This window comes from Brevibacterium sp. S111 (genome assembly GCF_004745075.1).
GTDB lineage: Bacteria > Actinomycetota > Actinomycetes > Actinomycetales > Brevibacteriaceae > Brevibacterium.
Genome location: NZ_RHFH01000058.1, coordinates 1 through 1,023, shown reverse-complemented (window position 1 = coordinate 1,023; position 1,023 = coordinate 1). Strand labels below are relative to the sequence as shown.

General features: G+C 61.1%; 1 protein-coding gene. It reads right to left on the bottom strand.

The window, feature by feature from the left end:
• Positions 1-997, bottom strand: a 997-nt coding sequence (locus EB836_RS18030) for an IS1380 family transposase (RefSeq protein ID WP_135542822.1), incomplete at its 3' end; no start/stop codon positions are given.
• Positions 998-1,023: the final 26 nt, after the last annotated feature.

Genomic DNA, 1,023 nt, shown 5'->3' with positions numbered 1-1,023 from the left:
GGTACCCGTCGACATCATCAAAGCGCAACTGTGCACCCGGATGAGGACGCTCACGGCGGACAATGACTCGCATTCCTTCCGGCCAGTCGGCCAGGTCGAGCACCCCTGTCAACTCGGCCACATCAGCACCCTCGCGGGGATCGCCGTTGGTGTCATAGGCCGGCTCCCAAGCACCGAGTTCCGACAGTTGCCGATACAGTTCGGGAGTGTTGCCGGGAAGCATCCAGCCCACCGAGTACGACAGACGTCGCTTCGTGAGGAACTCAACGAAGTCATGGGTGCCACCAGCGGTGTCGGTACGGATGAGGACGCTCTTACCCGGACGAGGATTGCTGCCGGGTAATTGGTCGAGGATGAGTTTGACCAACTTGATGTGATCAGCAGCGGTGTTCGATCCCGCGTTGCCAGGACGCAGCAACTGGGCCACAGGCTCACCGGTGCCACAGTCGCCGTGGTCGATGAAGGCGAGCAAGGGATGAAATCCAAATCCTTTCTTGTAGGTGGGTTTCGCGTTTTCTTTCTCGCTGTGTGAGGTGACGAGACTGGCATCGATGTCGATGATCAACGGATTCTGAGCAACGGCGTCGTGGTTCGGGGCGTGTTGACCGGCCAGTTCCCATACCCGGGTCCGGGCTGCGGCTCGCGCTTGATTGATCGCTGCCAGGCCCCGGTCGACGTCGCCGGCCAGAGTTTGGATGATCCTGGTGATCGTCGGATTCGATGCCACCGGCCCGTACAGAGCAGGTTCGTCGCGGACCGCTGTGGTATCGGACAGAGCGTCACCGCCGAGTCCGAGAGTGATCGCGAGATCGAGAAGGACCTTGGCTGGATCATGAACGGCGAAGGGCTTCTTCCACGGTGCCAGCGCCGTCTTCAGATGATGGTCGAGTCCGCTGGTGTGCACGGTTTCGGTGAGCAGGAGCCCGCCAGCGTGGCCGAGGGCGTTGCTGGGTGCGGTATCGATGTGCAGGCGGGGATAGGTGCGGGTAGGCTTCACTCTGAGAGTGCTCCTTTTCCAGAGAA